The organism is Rossellomorea sp. ABR4_004, assembly GCF_056159585.1.
Map to the genome: position 1 here is coordinate 13,374 of NZ_JBSWVM010000009.1, position 19,788 is coordinate 33,161.

The 19,788-nt window shown below is 43.0% G+C and carries 19 protein-coding genes; 15 read left to right on the forward strand and 4 right to left on the reverse strand.

Going from position 1 to position 19,788, the window contains the following annotated elements; all coding sequences use genetic code 11:
• Positions 1-76: 76 nt before the first annotated feature.
• Both ACXAF2_RS22800 and sfsA read left to right on the forward strand, forming a co-directional pair.
• Entirely contained in the window at positions 77-856 is a 780-nt protein-coding gene (locus ACXAF2_RS22800) for a hypothetical protein (RefSeq protein WP_148996520.1), read from the forward strand.
• Positions 816-1,598: a DNA/RNA nuclease SfsA gene (gene sfsA, locus ACXAF2_RS22805; RefSeq protein ID WP_475142032.1), complete on the forward strand. Its 783-nt coding sequence runs from the start codon at positions 816-818 to the stop codon at positions 1,596-1,598. The genes ACXAF2_RS22800 and sfsA overlap by 41 nt, the downstream gene beginning before the upstream one ends.
• Positions 1,599-1,642: 44 nt before the next feature.
• Here sfsA and ACXAF2_RS22810 read toward each other — a convergent pair whose 3' ends face one another.
• On the reverse strand, positions 1,643-2,134 hold the full coding sequence (locus tag ACXAF2_RS22810) for a BsuPI-related putative proteinase inhibitor (RefSeq protein WP_475142033.1): 492 nt from the start codon (positions 2,132-2,134) through the stop codon (positions 1,643-1,645).
• A 214-nt stretch (positions 2,135-2,348) separates the two neighbouring features.
• Here ACXAF2_RS22810 and ACXAF2_RS22815 point away from each other — a divergent pair, with 214 nt between their 5' ends.
• The 7 genes from ACXAF2_RS22815 (at position 2,349) to ACXAF2_RS22845 (ending at position 8,900) form a co-directional block, all read left to right on the forward strand.
• Complete coding sequence (locus tag ACXAF2_RS22815; RefSeq protein WP_475142035.1) at positions 2,349-3,581, forward strand: ABC transporter substrate-binding protein; 1,233 nt, start codon at positions 2,349-2,351, stop codon at positions 3,579-3,581.
• Complete coding sequence (locus ACXAF2_RS22820) at positions 3,559-4,422, forward strand: ABC transporter permease (RefSeq protein WP_475142036.1); 864 nt, start codon at positions 3,559-3,561, stop codon at positions 4,420-4,422. The genes ACXAF2_RS22815 and ACXAF2_RS22820 overlap by 23 nt, the downstream gene beginning before the upstream one ends.
• A 172-nt stretch (positions 4,423-4,594) precedes the next feature.
• Positions 4,595-5,230, forward strand: a complete 636-nt coding sequence (locus tag ACXAF2_RS22825) for an ABC transporter permease (RefSeq protein ID WP_475142038.1) — start codon at positions 4,595-4,597, stop codon at positions 5,228-5,230.
• On the forward strand, positions 5,227-6,195 hold the full coding sequence (locus ACXAF2_RS22830) for an ABC transporter ATP-binding protein (protein WP_475142039.1): 969 nt from the start codon (positions 5,227-5,229) through the stop codon (positions 6,193-6,195). The genes ACXAF2_RS22825 and ACXAF2_RS22830 overlap by 4 nt, the downstream gene beginning before the upstream one ends.
• A gap of 12 nt (positions 6,196-6,207) precedes the next feature.
• On the forward strand, positions 6,208-6,867 hold the full coding sequence (locus tag ACXAF2_RS22835) for a TVP38/TMEM64 family protein (protein WP_475142040.1): 660 nt from the start codon (positions 6,208-6,210) through the stop codon (positions 6,865-6,867).
• A gap of 14 nt (positions 6,868-6,881) precedes the next feature.
• Positions 6,882-7,463 (forward strand): CDP-alcohol phosphatidyltransferase family protein, encoded by a 582-nt coding sequence (locus ACXAF2_RS22840; RefSeq protein WP_475142042.1) that lies wholly within the window; start codon positions 6,882-6,884, stop codon positions 7,461-7,463.
• Positions 7,464-7,475: 12 nt separating this feature from the next.
• Positions 7,476-8,900, forward strand: coding sequence for a dihydrolipoyl dehydrogenase family protein (locus ACXAF2_RS22845; protein ID WP_475142043.1), 1,425 nt, complete (start codon positions 7,476-7,478; stop codon positions 8,898-8,900).
• Positions 8,901-9,001: 101 nt separating this feature from the next.
• Here the strand turns inward: ACXAF2_RS22845 and ACXAF2_RS22850 are convergent, their stop codons facing one another.
• From ACXAF2_RS22850 to ACXAF2_RS22860, 3 genes are all read right to left on the reverse strand, one after another.
• Positions 9,002-10,090: an FAD-dependent oxidoreductase gene (locus tag ACXAF2_RS22850; RefSeq protein WP_475142044.1), complete on the reverse strand. Its 1,089-nt coding sequence runs from the start codon at positions 10,088-10,090 to the stop codon at positions 9,002-9,004.
• Positions 10,091-10,102: 12 nt separating this feature from the next.
• Positions 10,103-10,654, reverse strand: a complete 552-nt coding sequence (locus tag ACXAF2_RS22855) for a GNAT family N-acetyltransferase (protein ID WP_475142046.1) — start codon at positions 10,652-10,654, stop codon at positions 10,103-10,105.
• 189 nt (positions 10,655-10,843) lie between these two features.
• Complete coding sequence (locus tag ACXAF2_RS22860; RefSeq protein WP_148971281.1) at positions 10,844-12,031, reverse strand: dicarboxylate/amino acid:cation symporter; 1,188 nt, start codon at positions 12,029-12,031, stop codon at positions 10,844-10,846.
• A 299-nt stretch (positions 12,032-12,330) separates the two neighbouring features.
• Here ACXAF2_RS22860 and ACXAF2_RS22865 point away from each other — a divergent pair, with 299 nt between their 5' ends.
• The 6 genes from ACXAF2_RS22865 to uvsE all read left to right on the forward strand — a co-directional run bounded on the left by ACXAF2_RS22865 (position 12,331) and on the right by uvsE (position 19,748).
• A complete protein-coding gene (locus tag ACXAF2_RS22865) occupies positions 12,331-13,401 on the forward strand; it encodes a D-alanine--D-alanine ligase (RefSeq protein WP_475142047.1) in 1,071 nt (356 codons plus the stop codon).
• Positions 13,402-13,490: 89 nt separating this feature from the next.
• Positions 13,491-14,867, forward strand: a complete 1,377-nt coding sequence (locus tag ACXAF2_RS22870) for a UDP-N-acetylmuramoyl-tripeptide--D-alanyl-D-alanine ligase (RefSeq protein ID WP_475142049.1) — start codon at positions 13,491-13,493, stop codon at positions 14,865-14,867.
• A 109-nt stretch (positions 14,868-14,976) separates the two neighbouring features.
• On the forward strand, positions 14,977-15,666 hold the full coding sequence (locus ACXAF2_RS22875) for an alpha/beta hydrolase (RefSeq protein WP_475142050.1): 690 nt from the start codon (positions 14,977-14,979) through the stop codon (positions 15,664-15,666).
• Between the two features lie 261 nt (positions 15,667-15,927).
• Positions 15,928-17,454: a degradosome RNA helicase CshA gene (cshA, locus tag ACXAF2_RS22880; protein WP_475142051.1), complete on the forward strand. Its 1,527-nt coding sequence runs from the start codon at positions 15,928-15,930 to the stop codon at positions 17,452-17,454.
• Between the two features lie 312 nt (positions 17,455-17,766).
• Positions 17,767-18,738: a nuclease-related domain-containing protein gene (locus ACXAF2_RS22885; protein WP_475142053.1), complete on the forward strand. Its 972-nt coding sequence runs from the start codon at positions 17,767-17,769 to the stop codon at positions 18,736-18,738.
• A 47-nt stretch (positions 18,739-18,785) separates the two neighbouring features.
• Positions 18,786-19,748: a UV DNA damage repair endonuclease UvsE gene (gene uvsE / locus ACXAF2_RS22890; RefSeq protein WP_475142055.1), complete on the forward strand. Its 963-nt coding sequence runs from the start codon at positions 18,786-18,788 to the stop codon at positions 19,746-19,748.
• Positions 19,749-19,788: the final 40 nt, after the last annotated feature.

Here is a 19,788-nt window from a genome sequence, read left to right on the forward strand (position 1 = left end):
AGAAAAGAACAAGTACCCTACATATTTGCTAAAATAGAAACTATGAGTTGTGCATCGTGTCAATCAGATGGAGGGAATGTTCTTGAAGGCAAATAATCAGGTTAAAGATATCATCTATGTTCACAAGAATACGGATCGTCAGTATGTCGTTTCCTATGGGATCAATTTCAACGAGTTTGCTTCAAATGCCCGAAAACCATTGAAGAATCTACTTCTAATTAAGCATCAGTACGAACATGGCGCTTTTAATATACATACGCATATGGAGTATGTGGAACAGGATGAAATGAAGAAGATCATGAATGATGGGGTACAGAGCTATGGTGATTTCTGTTGGATTGACTTTGAAGAAGAAGTGGGAGTCGACGAATTGAACGGTCAGGAAATTGCTGAGCTTCTTTATATGGGACACGTCAAGCAACCCCTGAACCCTCCTTTTTATTCAAAGTTGAACAATCGTTACGCGTACCTTTCCCACGATGATGGGTGGTTTAACAAGATTTATTATCGGGAATTTGAAGATTTCTATCATATGTTAGGAGCGACGGTTTCTTCGAAATTGAGTACAGTCAAAGGCGGAAAAGGCTTATTTGGTATGAAAAAAGAGAAAGACTATCCTATCATCGGTCAGGAAGTGATTCATTCCTTTAGAGACAAATTAAAAGAAGGCATGGTCATTTCGTTGGAAAAAGCCATACTAACGAGAGGCAAGATAGAGATCCCTATATGGGTGATCGGTGATTATTATGATATGGACGAGATGGCGGAAGATTATAAGCAAATCAGGAAATCACCAGCAAACGGATTATTATCCTATGATCGTAAAACGAAAAGCTGGAGTGCTTTACTTCGGTAACGAGGAGCGTGAAAGCTTGGTAGAAATTCAGTTTCATGACAGCTTGGTTCGTGGAGTGTTTCTAGAGCGCCTTAATCGGTTTGTGCTCGAGTGTGAGCTCCCTTCAGGTTCAATAGAGAAAGTCCACTTACCTGATCCAGGCAGATTAAAAGAATTATTGGTGCGGGGGAATCCAATTTGGCTTCAGGCATCAAACGATCCAAACAGGAAAACAAAATGGTCAGCCGTCATGACGTATGATGCTTCTAACGATATGTATGTGTCTTTAAATACCCAATATCCGAATCGGCTAGTGCTCGAAGCCTTACAGTTGGAAGAGCTTGAGGAGCTAAAAGACTGGCGGTTAGAAAAACCCGAATATAAAGTAGGAAGCTCACGCTTCGACTTCTTGCTTACCCACAAACAAAATGAACAAAAGTTATTGCTTGAAGTAAAAAGTGTCACCATGGTAGAAGGAGGAGTAGGGAAATTTCCTGATGCCGTCACGTCAAGAGGTGCAAGGCATGTAGAGGAGCTTACACATCTGCAGGCGAAAGGAAGCTTTCAATCAGCCGTCCTGTTCATTGCTCAGCGAACGGATTTGCGCGAAATCACTTCCGCTCCTGAAATCGATCCCCATTTTGCCCGGGTCATGGAAGAAGCCGAAGATCAGGGTGTACGATTTTTTGGGAGAAGCTGTATCGTGACGCCCGAGCGTATTTCCTTAAACGGACCTTTACCTGTATATACAAAAAAGGATTAATCTCACATCCATCACAGCATGGGAAGATTAATCCTTTTTTTGTTCTACTGATCCACCTGTACTTCTGTTTTAGCTTTATAGTCCTGGTCTCCTTTAGCCGTTAACCACACCGTTAATGTATAGGTACCACTCCCGACATTGGGGAGCACAACTTTCTGGGAAAATTCTTCACCCTGTTTCACGGTGATCTCCTGGATCGCCTGGGTATACATCTTATTTTTTGAATCCTTATACACTACTTCACCTTTATCGTTTCTAAGTTCAAAGTCAATGGTTTGTCCTGATGAAAAAACGAAGGTTTTCTCTTGCTCTGTTTGGTTCTTAATCGAATAGATATAGACAACCTGACCGCTTCCTTCTTGTTTCGTTAATGAAGGTTCCATTTCGCCTGCAACAATCCCTTTCTGTACAGAAATATCTTCACCTGCTCCTGAGTTTTTGTCCCCTCTGGACTGACTGCCTTTCTCCACATCAGCCGTTCCACAACCTGCTATTCCTGCCATAAGTATGATAAATAATATGATCAATCGCTTCATATCAATTCCACCTCCTTACCGTATTAGACAGGGTTTATCCCAAAAGGTTACAAGTGTCCCCGAATATAAGCACGAAGACACATGAGGATGTGCTGAACGTGTTTCTTTCTTCCTCTACAAGGGCATAGATTTACATATGTAAGGCAGATTACTTTTTTATATCACGAGGTTCAGTACAATAGAATTATAGAAAAAGAACAGAGGAGTAAGGTGTATGAAAAAATGGTTAGCGATTATTAGTGTTATTTCCTTACTATTAGTATCTGCTTGTGGTCCTTCAAATGCAACCGATAGCGGGGAACTTCCCGAAGAAGGTTGGGAAACCATCACTTCAAAAGCAGAAGGAACAAAAGTGAACCTCTTCATGTGGGGCGGTGACGATGGGATTAACCGTTATATTGATGAAGTGGTTGCTCCCATCCTGAAAGAAAAAAATCATATTGAGTTAAATCGAGTACCTTTGGACACACAGGAAATCCTGCAAAAACTTCAAACGGAGAAACGGGCGGGAAAGGATAAAGGAACGATTGATATTGTCTGGATTAATGGAGAAAATTTTAAAAATGCAAAGGAAAATGACTTACTGGCAGGGCCGTTTACAGATAAGCTGCCAAACTTTACGAAGTATTATGATACAGAAAGTCAAGCGTTTCAATATGACTTCGGGACGGAAACAGAAGGATACGAAGCACCGTGGGGAAAAGTTCAATTTGTCTTCTTCTATAACAGTGAAAAAGTGAAGAATCCCCCCTCCAGCTTCGATGAATTAAAAGCATTCATGAAAGAGCATCCGGGGAAATTCACCTATCCCAATCCGGCTGATTTCACCGGGAATGCATTTCTTCGACATCTTCTTTATGCTAAATCGGACTCGGATTTAGCTCAGTCTGAATTCGCCAAAGAATCAGCCGAGAAGATGGGGGAAGAGGTTTGGAAAGAGTTGAATCAAATGAAGCCGTTCTTGTGGCGTGAAGGAGAAACGTACCCCGCGACATTAACAGATCTTGATAAGCTATATAGCGGGGAAGAGGTTTGGATGACGATGGGATATAACGAAGCGAGAGCAGAGCATTTGATCAAGGATGGGGTGTTCCCGGAAAGCACAAAGTCATTCGTATTAAACGATGTGGGATCGATCGGGAATACTCATTTTCTGGCCATTCCATTCAATAGCCCCAACAAAGAGGGAGCGCTGGTGACCATCAATGAACTACTCTCTCCTGAAGCTCAGTTTGAGAAAGTAAAGCCTGACTACTGGGGGGAAAGTTCACCTATTTCCTATGAGAAGCTAAATGAGGAATGGAGAAATAAATTTATGAGCGTGGATCGGGGAGGAAGTGTACTGAAGGCATCTATCCTCGAAGAGACCTATAGGGGAGAACTGGATGCGGCATACGTGGAATGGTTAAAGGAGAACTGGATCCGTGAAGTGGCAGAGAGTCAATAACACGTTTCTCCTCATTCCAGCCCTGCTCTTTTTTATATTCATCCCTGGACTTGGAATCGTCCTCGCTCTATTGGAAAGCGTAAGGAGTGGAGGGACTATCACATTCGGGCACTACGTTGATTTATTCGAAGAAAAGCGTTTTGTGACATCCTTTCTCTTCAGTTTGACTGTGACTTCCATCTCGACCATTCTATCTCTTTGCATTGGACTTGGAATTGTGAAGGCATTCTCCCCTTTACTAAAGGAAAATAAACATAAACTACTTGTATGGATTCCAATGCTGGTTCCCCATTTTGTATGGGCTTATCTCGTCTATTTGCTCTTTAATCAAAGTGGTTTTTTCTCCAATGTGTTCGGAATGGCCGGCTGGATCGACGACCGAAGTCAATTTCCGATCCTGGTTCAGGATCGGAATGGAATCGGAATCATTCTGACGTATGTCTGGAAAGAGGTTCCCTTTGTTACCCTGATGCTGTTACCCGTTTACGCGACGCTTTCTAAAAGCTATAAAGAGATCGCTTATTTACTGGGCGCGGGTCCCTATAAAACATTTTGGGTGGCAGAATGGCCATTTATCCTTCCCGTTCTCGTGGAAACCGGAGCGATTCTGTTCGCATTCATTTTTACAGCATTTGAAGTGCCCCAGCTTCTGGGAGTGACGTCACCGCAAATGCTGGCCATCCTGGCTTACGACTGGTTTTATAGTGGCAGCTGGAGTGACCGTCCCTTGGCTTTCACGTCACTCGTGTTAGTCGGGCTTGGCATTGGGGTTGTGATGTGGCTCCTGATTTACTTCACAAACAAGAAACGAATGCACATCACAAAAGGAATTCGGAATTAGAGGTGTTCACTTGAGAAAAACGTTCTTTTACATCATATCCTTCCTTCTTTTTGTGTGTCCCCTCTTATTTTTAGTTTATAAAAGCTTTTTCGGTGTTTGGAGATGGGGGAATCCAGTTCCTGTTGATCCTGGTTTAAGGGCGTGGCAGGTGTTAATAAATGAGGGGGAATTCGTGGATTCGATTGGTGCCTCTATCTGGATTGCGATTGTTGTACTGGCGATAAATCTTTTGATTGGCGTTACTTCAGGAAGGGTATTTTCATTATCCACGTTCAGAGGGAAATCCATCGTTGAAACACTTCTTATGTTGCCCCTATTCCTACCCGTATTGGTGGTGGCCATCGGGCTTCATATTACGTTCATTCAGTATGGACTTGCTGATCACTGGACCGGAGTGGCCCTCGTTCACTTAGTACCCACCATTCCGTATAGTATCAAAATGTTCAAAGCGGGCTATGAGAGGATCGGTACGAACTTAATTGAGCAATCAGCTATGCTTGGAGGCAGAGCTTTTCAACGTTTTTACCATATTGAACTGCCCTTGCTTCTTCCAAGCATTCGAAGTGTCTTATTCCTGACCATTGTGATCAGCCTGAGCCAGTATGTCCTTACAGCTATTATAGGGGGAGGGAATGTCGTGACGCTCTCGATGGTTTATTATCCTTTTACCGATACGGCAGATGAAGCGGTGATGGCAGCCTTCTCCATCGTGTTCGCAATCATTCCCATCATACTGTATATCATTCTAGAAGGGTGTTTGAGATTCTTACTCCCTTATCAACAACCAAGAGGGAGGAAGAACCTTTGAGTTCATTCATAGAAATTAATCAATTAACCAAATCCTTTAAAGATAAAGAGATTTTAACCAACGTTTCGATCTCATTAACAAAAGGCGAGATTCTCACATTGGTTGGAGCATCCGGATCCGGTAAATCAACATTCCTTCGCATTCTCTCCGGGTTAGAGTCTGCGACAGAAGGGAATACGTATATTGATGGGAAAGATATCACCTCTTTAAAGCCTCAAAAACGCCCCATTGGGATAGTCTTTCAACAGCCATTATTATTCCCTCATATGAATGTCCTTGAAAATGTCATGTACGGGTTGCAAATGAAAGAACGAAACAAAGGGAAAAACAAGGAAAAAGCCATGAACTATATTGAACGAGTAGGCCTCGGAGAAGTGATGCATCATTATCCTTCTGAGCTTTCCGGTGGTCAGCAGCAACGGGTATCCCTGATACGATCTTTGATTTTGAAGCCGAAGCTTTTACTTTTAGACGAACCTTTCAGCAGTCTGGATTTGCAGCTAAGGAAGGAACTGAGGCAATGGGTACGGCAGATTTTTAAAGAAGAAGAAACAACCGTCATATTCGTCACGCATGATCGCGATGAAGCGTATGAACTTGGAGATCGAGTGGCTGTTTTACAGAGTGGCAGATTCTTGCAGATAGGAACACCGGAGGATATCTATTATCGGCCACACACTCCATTTGTGGCATCTTTCATGAGTGACGGACTCATCCTGAATCAGGAACAATTCATTCACGCATCCCACATAAAGGCAGGTGCAACCTTTGCTGGTGCTTCCCTGCCAAGATGGAAAGGAACTGTGTTGCAAAAGTTATTTGTAGCAGGGACCAACCTCTATGAAGTATGGGTGGATGAACTGGAGCAAAAGCTAAACCTACCCATTGAACCAGAGACTTCTACTGAAGACATCTGGCTTTATGCAGAGGAAGAGAGCATCCAAACGTTTCAGAACGAGGAATAGGAGGGAAGAAGAATGAAGAAGAAGGAAATCGGTAAGATCCTGTTGTTCATTACCATATTACTGCTCCTCATGTGGCTGAGCCGGAATTTCTTTAACGTAAAGCCACATGACATCAGAGATTGGATCGTGTCCTATGGTATTTGGGCTCCTATTGTTTTTATTGTCGTCTATACGATTCGCCCGCTGATTCTTTTTCCAGCTTCCATCCTCTCATTGGCTGCAGGTCTTGCTTTCGGTGCATTTGAAGGCTTCATCTACATTTTGATCGGAGCTTTAGGTGGTGCAACGGTAGCCTATTATACTGCGAGCTTCCTTGGTGCGAAACTATTAAAAAGACCATCTCCACGTATGATTAAGATCCGCGAGAAAATGGAGGAGAACGGATTTGTTTATGTATTACTATTACGGCTCGTTCCGTTTTTAAACTTCGATCTCATCAGTTACCTTGCCGGCATGGGGAAGGTGAGATACATCCCATTCATCTTCGCTACAGCCATCGGGATTTTACCTGGTACGTTTGGGTATGTATTTCTGGGGTCAAGCTTGGTAGGAGAAGATCGAACGAATTTATATATCGCTATCGGCTTTTTCTTGATGATGATCATCGTGCCTTTGATCTTCAAGAAAAAAATGAAAGACTGGCTGGGATTATCGAGTAAAGATGACAAGTAAAGGATGGGAAACACATGTTAGATACGCATGCCCGTAAGTGGGTGCAGCCAAGCATTGAGGGAACAGCACGTATGCTATTAAAAAGGGGACTATCAGCCAATCAAGTAACGTTGATTGCATTTATTGTAGGCTCAGCTACAGGTCTGGTTTATTATTTTGGATTCCCGATCTTAGCCGTCCTCTTATTATGGTTATCCGGCTTTTTGGACGCAGTCGATGGTACCATGGCCAGATTAACCAAGCCCTCCCCCTTTGGAACCGTCATGGATGTCACTTTTGATCGAATCGTCGAAATCAGTGTCATTCTGGGCGTTGCTTTCATACACCCTGAGATTATGTGGTCGCTCCTTTTACTGAGTGTATCCATTATTATTTCCATGACCATTTTCCTGACAGTCGGAGCCGTATCAGAGAAACAGGGAATGAAATCCTTTTATTATCAGGCAGGACTTGCTGAAAGGACGGAAGGATTCATTCTGTTCAGCGTCATGATGCTATTTCCGTCCATCGTCCTGTGGACCACCTTACTGTTTTTTGCAGTGGAATTGTACACGGGCTTACAGCGATTTTTAGAAGCGAAACGATTACTTTCATAAGGAGAGATCAAGATGGATCAATACGATTTGATCGTAATAGGAGGAGGGGCAGGTGGACTTACCGTCGCATCGGGAGCCGCGTCCCTTGGAGCAAAAGTGGCCCTCATCGAAAAGAGCGGTCTTCTCGGCGGAGACTGCCTGCACTTTGGATGCGTTCCATCCAAGGCATTCATCCAATCTGCGAGAAAAGTAGCTATGATTCGGGCAAGCAATGATTATGGTTTCGATACAAAGGGTTCAGTCGATATGAAAAAGGTAAGGGCGAGAGTCAAAGAAGCTGTTGCCCATATTCAACAACATGACGACCCCGATCGCTTCCTGCAGTTAGGGGTCGATATTTACTTCGGTGGAGCAGAGTTTATTGATCCTCACACGATTTTAGTGGAAAAAGAGGACCGGATATCCGGGAAAAGAATAGTCGTTGCAACAGGGTCAAGTCCGCTCATTCCCGGAATCCCAGGCTTGGAAGACGTTGAGTATCATACGAATGAAACCGTATTTGAAGTAGATGAGCTGCCCCGCCGCGTCGTGTTTATCGGAGGAGGTCCGATTGGTTTAGAGCTGGCACAAGCATTCTCTCATTTGGGATCAGAAGCCGTTGTCCTTGAGAAGCACAATGAGATACTGGTGAAGGAAGATAAGGAAATCCGTGAAGCAGCAACAGGTATATTGGAGCATGATATTCAGTTTATTTATGGAGTGGATATTAAAAAAGTTTCGGAGCGGGATGGACAGAAAGTGGTTCAATATGTGAAAGACGGAGTAGAGCAATCTGTGGATGGAGACGTATTATTCCTGGCAACGGGCCGCAAACCTGGGACAGAATCTTTGAATCTGCCCGCTGCGGGAGTCGAGGTAGACGACCGGGGCTTCATCAAAGTGAATGACGAACTGAGAACGAACCATTCGCATATTTTCGCCATCGGGGACGTCAATGGTCAATATCCATTCACCCACGGTGCGGGAATGGAAGGGAAGCTTGTCGTCCAAAATGCCGTATTCGGTTTGAAGCGTAAAGTTTCCTACAACAAGCTTCCATGGACAACCTATACCACACCTGAGATCTTTCATATCGGGCTAACCGAGGAAGAGGCAGTGGAACAAGGGTTAAAGTACAAAGTTTATAAAAAAACATTAGACGAAGTCGATCGGTTCGTGGCAGACCAAAACACAGATGGCCTAGTCAAAATCATCACAGACGGAAGCGGGAAAATCCTCGGTGCCCACGCAGTCGGCTCCGGCGCAGGAGACTGGATGCAACCCGTCGTGTTCGCCATGGAAAAGGGAAGCAAAATCGGGGCACTGTCCAATATGGTCTATCCCTACCCGAATCACGCAGCAGCCGTACAGCAGGTAGCGGATTTGTATTGGAGAGAGAAGCTGTTCGATGGTGTGCTGCCTGTGATTAGTAAGAAGTTTGTAGAAATATTCAGATGATAGATGGAGAGGCGCAACTGCTGGAGGGCGGTTGCGTTTTTTTTTATGGTGATGTGTATAGACCTTGGCTCAACAAATATCGAACAATAAAACCTATCACCTCACCCACTATACCGCCTCATAAACCGTACATCAATCCAATTCTTCAACCGCCAGGCCCAGCCGCTGACCAATGAAAACGATCCGTACGTTAAAAAGCCTCGCCTATCTCCCACCGACATGATGGCAAGGTATCGTTTTTGGGGCTCAAAGGGAATGATTTTGCCGTTCACCGCTGCCCCGTTCATGTTCTTCCACAGGACAGGTCCTTGTCGTACCGCTGTTACCCCATTTTTCGGAGTATCCGGAAAGTCCTTTAAAGTGGCGCAGTCGCCCGTTCCAAATACGTTCGGGTATTCGACGGATTGAAGATAGCTATTCACCATTAGAAAGCCTTTTTCATCTGTCGGTAAAATGCTGCTCCCAAACAGTGGCGGCGCTTTTGGTCCTCCTAGGAAGATCACTTCATCGTAGTTGATACTTGTTCCGCCATCTGTAAACACGTGAGCTTCATCTACCTTTTTAACGCGTCCCTGATATAGCTCAACCCCTTTTGAACGAGTAACCCCGGTTATTTTCCTTGAAGTATAGGAACCGGCTTTTTCTAAGAGGGGGGAGGAATGAACAACCGTTACCAAATGATCCTTAAAGCCGTTGTCTACCTTCCATGCCTTCAATGACAAGGCCATTTCAATACTCGCCGCACCGCCTCCGATAAAGACGGTTTTCCTGCTGCTATGAAACTTTTCTATTTGTTCAGGGAAACGATAGTTTGGTTTGATCGGAAGATTGTGTTCATGTAAGCCCTCGATTTCCAATGAGTCATTACGGGATCCAATGTCGAAGGAAACAAAGTCGTAGGTGAATATGTCACCTTTGTCAGTCAGGAGATGCTGCTGCTCAGGGTCGATGGAAAGAATGGTTCTTTCGACGAATTCACACCCAGCCTCCTCACACAATCTCTCTAAATCGATTCGCGTTTCCTCTAATGGGTAGATTCCTTCCGTGTAACCTGAGAACATTCCTGAATAATATTGATAACGTGAGGGGGAAATGAGGACCCACTTCACGTGATCATCCTGATTTTCTATCCGTTTTTTTAAACAATGGAGGTGGCTGTGTCCGCCACCGACTAAGATGATTGTTTTCATTATGAATCTCCTTTATAGAGGACGCTGTTCTTCCCATTCCTCTCGAATCATGCCCATACGGATGGAGTCGTAGTAAACACCATTATAATAGCGGCATTTGCGCATTCTTCCCTCGAGTTTCATTCCGATTTTTTCTGCCGCCTTCATCATCCGTTCATTTCCTGACCATGTGGTGATTCCAACACGGCCAATTTTCTTCGATTGAAACAGGTGGTCCACCCAGAGGGATAACGCCTCTGTTCCGTAGCCGCCGTTCCAATAGGAAGGGTCATAAATGACGATTCCCGCTTCAAGCCATCTGGTAGGCTCGTACTCCCAGTAATATCCGATGGTTCCAATGATGGTTCCGTCTACTTCAATGATCCGCTGGAATTCATCGCTGCGACTTTTATGTTTCATCGATGATTCTATGTACTCTTCACGCGTTAAGCGTTTATGTTCAAAATAAGGGGCGTCCCATTTTTTCCACTCTGGAGAAGGATCACTGTAAATATAGTCCCATAGAGTAGGAAGATCTCTTTCTTCTATTTTTCTAAGTGTTACACGCTGACCGGTTATTTTCAATTCATGAGCACTCCTTTAATATGTTAATATTTCCATTATACAGAAAATAGTGCACTCATGAAGAAAGTTCGTTTTAAACAGAAAGAGGCACTTCAAGCATATCCCTGAGGGAAAAGGACAAGAAGTAGGAGAAGCCCTTCAACAAGAAAACAGAGGTCCGTCCCTCAAATAGGGACGGACCTCCATATATCAGCTTGCTTTTATTTTAGAAAGTGGTACTTTTTTTTTCTGTGTAAGCTTGTCCACGATTGACGTAATCGCACCATCACCTGTTACGTTACACGCTGTACCGAAGCTGTCTTGTGCTAGGTAAAGGGCAATCATGAGTGATGTCATTGTTGGTCCGAAGCCTAACATTGTTTCAAGTAATCCAAGGGCAGCCATGACAGCTCCACCGGGAACACCAGGTGCCGCGATCATCGTAATTCCAAGCATCAGAATGAACGGGAACAGCTGAGTGAACTGTAACGCTTCTCCTTGAATGAACATGACGGCCATGGCACAGCTGACAAGGGTAATCGTGCTTCCTGATAAATGAATCGTTGCCAGGAGAGGTACAGAGAAGTCAGCAATACGTTCCCTCGAACCGATTTTCTTTGAGCGCTCAAGCGTTACGGGGATCGTAGACGCCGAAGATTGAGTTCCCAGTGCCGTAAAGTATGCCGGCAGCATGCTTTTCATCATAGAAAGCGGATTCTGTTTTCTTAAAGTTCCGGCAGTTGTATATTGTAAAATTAAAAAGACTACATGTAAAAGAATAATCATAACAAATACTTTAGCGAATACAGACATAATGGCACTGACTTGTCCACCTTGGGTCATGTTTGCGAAAATTCCAAGAATATGAACCGGTAAGAGTGGAATGATGATTTTTTCAATCACAAGTTCAATGATGTTCCTGAATTCATTCATGCCCTTTTGAAGAGCGTCTCCCTTAATGGCAGCCATTCCTAGACCAATGGTGAAGGCGATAAGCAAAGCCGTCATAACGCCCATAATAGGAGGCATTTCTACTGTGAAGAATCCCTTGAGAAGCGCTTCTTCGGGATTTTCAAATGATTGAGACGTTTGATTGGCCAACAAAGTTGGGTAAATAGACTTCGCAACCGTAAAGGCGAGTAAGCCGGCTAACACCGTGGAACCATATGCGAGAGCTGTGGTTAAACCGAGAAGCTTACCAGCTCCTTTACCCATGGATCCGATTCCTGGAGCAATAAATCCAATAATGATTAAGGGAATAGCGAATCCTAGGAAATTACCGAATAATCCATTAAATGTAGCGAAAATTTTAACGAACCACTCTGGTGCAAACGCTCCAATGACAATACCTAAAGCAATACCTAAAAGGATCTTAGGCAGTAAACCTAGCTTTCTCATCTTGGTGTCCTCCTCGAAAATACAAATGTTTTTAATAGAAAGATTGTACACCTTATGGGAGGATATTTTAATAGCTTTTCAAATAGGCGAAATCTTAAGTGTATTCAGAATAATATTGTTGGCTCCCTGTCGCAGGACTAGTTTTCCTTTGCATACATATATAATGGGCTTTGACTTAAATGTCTTTCGAATCAAGACAAATGTGGTAATTTTTATTTTCCATAGGAATCATTCTTTCCCTTTCCGATGAAAGTGATAAAATAGAATCATCTATTGTGAATATTGGAGGTAACTCATACATGAAAACGAAGTTATGCTTACTGTACGGCGGTAAATCCGCTGAACATAATGTTTCCTTGCAAACAGCCAAGGCCGTGATTGGAGCCCTGGACTTAAATAAATATGAAATTCACCCTATTTTCATCTCAACAGAAGGCGCGTGGATCAAAGGCCCACAACTGAATGCTCCCGTTGAAGATGTGAAAGCATTACAGTTTAAGGATGGGGAAGAAATTGCCCCTAATGCGTTAAGTACATCCATTTCTCCTTCTGAGTCTGTTGGCTATGACATGATCTTCCCGTTGCTTCACGGACCGAATGGGGAAGACGGAACCGTTCAAGGAATGCTTGAACTGTTAAACCTTCCTTATGTAGGAAATGGCGTTCTTGCCTCATCTGCTGGAATGGATAAGGTCATCATGAAGAATTTATTTGCTCAAGCGGGCATTCCGCAAGTTAATTACACATGGTTCATCCGCAGTACATGGAAAGGGAACCCTGAGTCTACTTACAAACAAGTGGAGGATGAGATTGGGTATCCTTGTTTTGTAAAGCCTGCTAACTTAGGCTCATCAGTAGGGATCAGCAAATGTACGTCACGCGAAGAATTGCAGACTGCCTTCGAGGATGCGTTCCAGTTCGACCGTAAGATCATCATTGAAGAAGGTGTGAAGGCGCGTGAAATTGAGCTTGGTGTATTAGGGAATGACCAGCCGGAGTGCTCAGTTGCGGGTGAAATCGTACCTAAAAAAGACTTCTATGATTACAAAGCGAAATATGAAGACGGAGATACGGCCCTCATCATTCCTGCAGAAGTAGAAGGAAGCATCTACAATGAAATGAAGAATATCGCGATTCAGTCGTATAAAGCCCTGGATTGTTCAGGACTTGTGCGTGCGGACTTCTTCTTAACAGAAGATGGTCAGATTTATATGAATGAAGTCAACACGATGCCCGGCTTCACACCATTCAGTATGTTCCCTCTTCTATGGAAGCACACTGGTGTAGACTATCCAACCCTGATCGGGAAATTAGTGGAACTTGGCTTAGAACGTTATCAAGACAAACAAACGATTAAACATACGATGTAACACACGATACTTGGGACTGCCCGGAAGATTCACCGTCTAAAGGCAGTCCCTGCTCTGTTCTCATCAAAAAGAGTAAAAGGAGAAAGCGAATGTTTGAGAAAAAAATAAAAGATATATGCAACATGCTTGATGTAAAAAATAATCTTTCCAAGTTCGAGTCGGTGGTGGTGAAAGGCGTTTCCATCGATACAAGAAAGATTGAGGGTGCTAATCTGTTTGTTCCTTTTAAAGGGGAAAACGTGGACGGTCATCAATTCGTCCGAAATGCCATTGAAAATGGTGCGTCTGCCGCTCTTTGGGATATTAATGTTCCTAATCCACCTGAAGATATTCCCGTACTAGTAGTGGAAGATCCCCTTCTGGCCCTTCAGTCATTGGCCAATCAATATCGCCATGAGCTGGATTTAAAGGTAGTCGGAATTACAGGCAGTAATGGAAAAACAACAACGAAAGATATTGTGGCAAACCTTTTGTCAGTGAAGTATCGAGTTCATAAAACACAAGGGAACTATAACAACCACATCGGTCTTCCTTTAACGATCCTTTCTTTGCCCCAGGATTCTGAAGTGGCTGTACTTGAAATGGGAATGAGTGGATTCGGAGAGATTGAACTTCTATCAGAGATTTCTCAGCCCGACGCTGCCATCATCACCAATATTGGAGAATCACATCTTCAGGATCTGGGATCACGGGAAGGAATCGCCAAAGCCAAATTGGAGATTGTGAAGGGCTTGAAGTCCGATGGGTTATTTGCATACTACGGAGATGAACCGCTGTTACAGGATGGTGTTCAGGAACTCAACCTGAAGCATGTGGAGACTTTCGGTAGAAGTGAATTCAATACGATTTACCCAACAAAAATCAAGATGGATAATAAAGGGAGTTATTTTGAGACTTCTCTCGCTGAAGGAGAAACATTCTTTCTTCCTGTATTAGGCCAGCATAATATCCACAACGCTCTAGCCGGAATCCTGATTGCCCGTAAATTTGGCCTCAGTGTGGATGAAATGAAAGAAGGCTTACAGTCGTTAAAGTTGACCCAGATGAGAATGGAAATGGTGGAAGGAAAGAAAGGCGAAAGCATCATTAACGATGCCTATAATGCCAGCCCTACTTCCATGAAAGCCGCGATTCAGCTTGTGTCAGAACTTGAGGGGTTCCATACAAAAATCCTGGTGCTTGGAGATATGCTGGAGCTTGGCGACCAGGAAGAAGTATTTCATCAGGAAATTGGACAATTGATCAATCCGGACAAAATTCAGCATGTGTTTACATTTGGTCCTTTAGGTGACTTTATCGGTAAGGGTGCACTTGAGAATTTTTCTCCTGATCGTGTTCACTCGTTTACAGATAAAGACAGCCTGACAAAAGAGCTGTCCTCCTTCATTACAGGGGAAGAGCTGGTTTTATTCAAGGCATCCAGGGGAATGAAGCTTGAAGAAGTCATCGATGGATTAAAGGCATAAATTTCTACTGACCTCCAAGTTTAAACCTTAATGGATATGAACAAAATGAGCTTGTAGATGATGGGAGATTGGCTCGCTCCCTACCTTTTGAAAAGTAAGAGGGGATAACATGATCGGTTGTTTACTAATCCATGGATTCACCGGTAGCCCTTTTGAAGTAGAGCCTCTGGCAGATTTCCTTCAAGAGAGAACCGACTGGGAAATCGTTGTGCCCACTTTGCCTGGTCATGGTGAAACCCTTGAACTGAAAGGGGTCAAACATATTGAATGGATCGAGCATGCTGAGGAAGAACTTCAGGCTCTTATAGAGAAATGCGATGAGGTTTACGTAATCGGATTCTCCATGGGCGGGTTGATCGCTTCGTATCTTTCTGTGAAATATGAAGTCAATAAGCTCGTGCTTTTAAGTGCAGCAGCTTATTATGTAAATGTGAAGCAGCTACTGAAAGATATTGGAAATATGATTAAAGAAGGAATTCAAGGTAATCTGATTGAAAACGAGCTGTACAACCGGTACAAATGGAAGGTGACAAAAACCCCAGTTCTATCCACGTACGAATTTAGAAAAGTCGTTCGTATTGCTCGTCCACTCCTGAAAAAGGTTAATGTGCCAACCTTTATTGCCCAAGGAGAGATTGATGGAATAGTCCCCCCGAAAGCTGCAAAATATATATACGAGACTATTTCTTCCCAAGAAAAAAACCTTTTTTATTCCCCTAAAGCAAAACATTTGATCTGTCATAGTGAAGATAAGCACGAACTTTTTGAAGAGATCTACCAATTCCTTCTAAATGAATAGATTGACTATTTGACATTAGATTGAAATTCATTTCTAGAAGTGGTAACATAGCTACAACATAGTTCTTAACTTGTTGGACGTGCTAGCTCTTCTATTTTGAAGAGTGTATTTTTTTGTACCAAACATAAAACTAAACATCTCATATAGACGGTTTTAGATTAGATACCGAAGTCTTTCGGTGGGTAAGATTTCGTTCCGACCTAAAAATATAATCAGATATTGATTAGTTATAAAAGATGTAAATTAAAGGAGAATGTAACATTGACTAAGTTTGCAGATTTAAACTTAAGCGCATCTACGTTGAAATCAATTAAACGTATGGGCTTTGAAGAAGCGACACCAATTCAGGCGAGTACGATTCCAGTCGGTTTAGAAGGTAAGGATATCATCGGTCAGGCACAAACTGGAACAGGTAAAACAACAGCATTTGGAATCCCGATGATCGAGAAGATCGATGTGAAAAATCCAAATGTTCAAGCTCTTATCATTGCACCAACTCGTGAACTTGCCATTCAAGTTTCTGAAGAGTTATATCGTATCGGATCCGACAAGCGTGCACGCGTGTTATCTGTCTACGGAGGACAGGACATCCAGCGTCAAATCCGCGCGATGAAAAAGAACCCTCATATCATCGTTGGTACACCAGGTCGTCTTCTTGACCATATCAAACGTAAAACACTCAACCTTGAAAACGTTGAAACATTAGTACTTGACGAAGCAGACGAAATGCTGAACATGGGCTTCATCGAAGACATCGAAAGCATCCTTGAGACTGTTCCAAGCACAAGACAAACACTTCTATTCTCTGCAACAATGCCGGATCCTATCCGCCGCATTGCGAATCGCTTTATGACAGAGCCGGAAGTAATCAAAGTTAAATCAAAAGAAGTAACCGTTTCGAACATCGAACAATACTTCACGAAAGTTAGCGAAAAAGAAAAATTCGATACTCTTTCCCGTTTAATCGACGTTCAATCACCTGAACTTGCGATCGTATTCGGTCGTACAAAGCGTAGAGTAGACGAATTAGCGCGTGCTCTTAGCATCCGCGGCTACCTGGCTGAAGGTATTCACGGAGATCTTTCTCAAGCTCGTCGTATGACGGTCCTTAAGAAATTCAAAGAAGGACGCATCGATATCCTGATCGCAACAGACGTTGCTGCCCGTGGATTAGATATCTCAGGCGTAACGCATGTTTACAACTTTGATATTCCTCAAGATCCTGAAAGCTACGTTCACCGTATCGGACGTACAGGTCGTGCAGGTAAGAAGGGTATGTCCATCACTTTTGTTACACCAAGAGAAATGGGTTACCTGAAGATTGTTGAACAAACAACGAAGAAGAAAATGACGGCTCTTAAGCCACCTAGCTTAAACGAAGCCCTTGAAGGTCAACAACGCTTAGCTCTTGAAAAATTAGCTGAAGCGGCGAAAGAAAGTGATCTTAAAGATTACTATCCATTAGCAGAAGAATTCCTGGGAGACCACGATCCTGTTCAAGCAGTTGCAGCAGCGATCCGTGTCCTGACGAAAGAGCCGGATACAACACCAGTTGAAATTACTGAAGAGCGTCCATTACCATCAAGAGGTGGTGGAAATCGTGGCGGCGGAAATCGCGGCGGTGGATACAAAGGTGGAGCACGCAGCGGAAAAGGCGGAAGCCGTGGAGGATCACCACGCAGCGGCGGTGGAAATCGCGGAGGCGGAAGCCGTGGCGGAGATCGCAACCGTACTGGCGGCGGCAGACCACAATCTTCAACCAAACGTAAATCTTATAACAATTCTTGATCAATAGATTTGAGGACACGATGACCTTTGGGTTGTCGTGTTTTTTTGTTGGTTTGGATGCGTATAGAAATGGGGGAGGATCATGGGAGTTTCCAATTTTTACAAAAATACGCATTTATCGTGAGAAGCGACGCAATAAATAATAAAATGACGCAATTAAGCTGAAAACGACGCAATTATTCAGATATCGACGCAATTAAACCTCAAAACGGCGCAATCAGTCGTATTCTGTGGATTATCTAAATTAAAAAGAAGGGTTTTTTAAGCCTGTGGCGAACTAAAGTAGGCAGAACCTTAAAGGAGAGTGATCAATTGATCTGTAAAGAACTCAAAATCCCAATCAATATTGATAAAACCCAAGCATTATTATGGCGCCTGCCTCTCAATCATCAAAAGATTCCCATTGTAGATAAGGATTTAAAGAAAAGAAAAGCAGGTTTCAACGGTGAATCAACCGTCTACTACCACCTCAGTTTCTTAAATGACAAGAAATATAAAATCTTCTATGATGTAAGGCTTCCTCTATTCTCAAACTATTTCCAAATCGATTTCCTCATCCTCACCCCATCCTATATTTTAGTTATCGAAGTAAAGAATATCTCAGGAATCGTTACCATTGACCCTTTCATAAGACAGCTTACCCGGACTTATAAAGGAATTACAGAAGGATTCTCTGACCCGATCACTCAGGTTCAAAGACAAAAATTATTACTGCAAAAATGGTTCAGTGTCCAAAAGCTGAAGCACCCTCCAATCAAGCACCTCGTTGTATTCAGCAACCCATCAACCATCTTAAAATATACCGAACCCCCACTTGCTGACTCACCTTACAGAAATATTATTCACTCTCAAAATATAATAGATAAGATCAAGCATTTAAATGGGACATACGTAAAAGAAGACATGACTGATAAAGAGTTGACCAAAATGAAGAAAACCATTCTAAAAAAACATGAAGAATCGGAGCTAGACTTTATGGAGAGATATTCTCTTACCCAAAGCGATATTGTGACTGGAGTACGTTGTCAAAACTGCCATCATATACCAATGATTAGAGTAAGTGGAACATGGTTTTGCGTTAAATGTGGCAGTTCATCTAAATATGCTCATCTAGAAACAGTCCGGGATTATTTCTTATTAATAAGTGATCACATAACCAATCAAGAATTAAGGAGATTTTTGTACCTGAACTCACGAAACACCGCTTATAAAATATTGAAATCCCTTCAATTAGAAACAAAAGGAGGAACAAAGTCTGTCACCTATTCAAAACCAACGAGATAAATCTCTCCAATCCGCACATACTAACCCCAAAAAGGAGTCCACCCCACATGACACTCGTAAAGTTAGGCTATGTTGCCATGAGTATGAACCTCCAGAATGCATCCCCTTCCCAAACGATGACTTATAAGCAGTTTTCCGGGATCAAGGATCGTGAGGCTGCTATTCATAAACTCGAACGTATTGCCAAATCGAATCTTGAAAACTGCCTGCGGCTTTTAAAGCATAATGTTCTTAATGAGATTCACTTTTTCCGGTTCAGTTCAAAGTTGATCCCTCTTGCGAATCATCCTGAATTGAAGGGATGGGATTTCATTTCGCCCTTGAAACCTGAGCTCGATGCGATTAAAGAGTATTTGACGCTTCATCCTATGCGTGTGGATTTTCATCCCGATCATTTTGTACTGTTGAATTCAAGTGATGTAGATGTGTTGAAAAACACTCTTAAAACGCTTAAGATGCATGAGGCATTATTAAAAGGGATGGGAATCGATCCAACCCACCGCTGTGTTCTCCATGTTGGTGGAGCTTATGAAGATAAAGAAAAGGCACTTGAGCAATTCATACACAATTGGGGTCTGACCCCCGTTTCTCTTCAACAAATGATCATTCTTGAAAACGATGATACTGTGTTCAGTGCTTCGGATGCCCTTTATCTATGTGAAAAGCTCGGGATCCCCCTTGTATTCGATTACCATCATCATCTTGCTTATAACGAAAGAGATTGGTTGTTGGATTGGGAGAGGATCGTTGGAACGTGGAGCCAGTCATCATTACCTGTGAAGATGCATATTTCAAGCCCGCGATCCCAGGAAGATTACAAAGCCCATGCCGAGTTTATCGAACCTAAGATGTTCCTTGATTTTCTTCATGGGATAAAGGGCTCGGTGGATGAAATGGACTGTATGATAGAAGCGAAAAAGAAGGATGACGCATTATTCCGATTAGTGGAGGACCTGAGAGGGATAGATGGGATTGAGTGGGTGGATAAAAGTTCGTTTCATCTAATATAGGCAAATCTCCCGAAGCTTTCACCTTAATCTGAAACCATCT

What these genes read in the sequence shown, in the direction of transcription:
- ACXAF2_RS22800 (WP_148996520.1), top strand. Translation starts at nt 77, where the DNA reads ATGTTCTTGAAGGCAAATAATCAGGTTAAAGATATCATCTATGTTCAC.
- sfsA (WP_475142032.1), top strand. Translation starts at nt 816, where the DNA reads ATGATCGTAAAACGAAAAGCTGGAGTGCTTTACTTCGGTAACGAGGAG.
- ACXAF2_RS22810 (WP_475142033.1), bottom strand. Translation starts at nt 2,134, where the DNA reads ATGAAGCGATTGATCATATTATTTATCATACTTATGGCAGGAATAGCA.
- ACXAF2_RS22815 (WP_475142035.1), top strand. Translation starts at nt 2,349, where the DNA reads ATGAAAAAATGGTTAGCGATTATTAGTGTTATTTCCTTACTATTAGTA.
- ACXAF2_RS22835 (WP_475142040.1), top strand. Translation starts at nt 6,208, where the DNA reads ATGAAGAAGAAGGAAATCGGTAAGATCCTGTTGTTCATTACCATATTA.
- ACXAF2_RS22840 (WP_475142042.1), top strand. Translation starts at nt 6,882, where the DNA reads ATGTTAGATACGCATGCCCGTAAGTGGGTGCAGCCAAGCATTGAGGGA.
- ACXAF2_RS22845 (WP_475142043.1), top strand. Translation starts at nt 7,476, where the DNA reads ATGGATCAATACGATTTGATCGTAATAGGAGGAGGGGCAGGTGGACTT.
- ACXAF2_RS22850 (WP_475142044.1), bottom strand. Translation starts at nt 10,090, where the DNA reads ATGAAAACAATCATCTTAGTCGGTGGCGGACACAGCCACCTCCATTGT.
- ACXAF2_RS22860 (WP_148971281.1), bottom strand. Translation starts at nt 12,031, where the DNA reads ATGAGAAAGCTAGGTTTACTGCCTAAGATCCTTTTAGGTATTGCTTTA.
- ACXAF2_RS22865 (WP_475142047.1), top strand. Translation starts at nt 12,331, where the DNA reads ATGAAAACGAAGTTATGCTTACTGTACGGCGGTAAATCCGCTGAACAT.
- ACXAF2_RS22870 (WP_475142049.1), top strand. Translation starts at nt 13,491, where the DNA reads ATGTTTGAGAAAAAAATAAAAGATATATGCAACATGCTTGATGTAAAA.
- ACXAF2_RS22875 (WP_475142050.1), top strand. Translation starts at nt 14,977, where the DNA reads ATGATCGGTTGTTTACTAATCCATGGATTCACCGGTAGCCCTTTTGAA.
- uvsE (WP_475142055.1), top strand. Translation starts at nt 18,786, where the DNA reads ATGACACTCGTAAAGTTAGGCTATGTTGCCATGAGTATGAACCTCCAG.